Here is a 431-nt window from a genome sequence, read left to right as displayed (position 1 = left end):
TACCAAAGCATTACTCGTATCATTAGAAGATGAATGTGAATGTTGGGAGAAGTCTGAATTGCTGGAAATCACAAAGCCGGAGTACTATTTGGACGGTATTTTGTCTTCTTTCCCCGAAGGGAAAACATGTAAAGAAATTGAAGTGAGGTGTTTGCGGCTATTAGAGCGGCAGTTTGACGAGGACAGAGACCCGATAGAAAAAATTCTCGATGACAATTCCATAGCCGTAGCTAAATTTCTTATTTCGCCCTTGGCAACTGCCGAGATTGCCTTGAATCGGTTGCAAAAAAAAGAGGGTTGCGCCTTAGTTGAAATTGGTGCGGCTCTGACATACGTGTCAATCTACAAAGACAGTAAATTGAAATTCCTGGTCACCATCCCCTTGGGTGGCGATGCTATTACGGCTGATATCAGCGCATTAGATGATTTTT

General features: G+C 42.7%; 1 pseudogene. It reads left to right on the top strand.

What is annotated here, in order from left to right:
- Positions 1 to 431, top strand: a pseudogene (locus ASC50_RS04825) (hypothetical protein); the annotation flags it as partial.

This window comes from Candidatus Symbiothrix dinenymphae, from assembly GCF_001431085.1.
The sequence above is the reverse complement of the archived record's forward strand: the minus strand, read 5'-3'. Positions and strand labels throughout refer to the sequence as shown.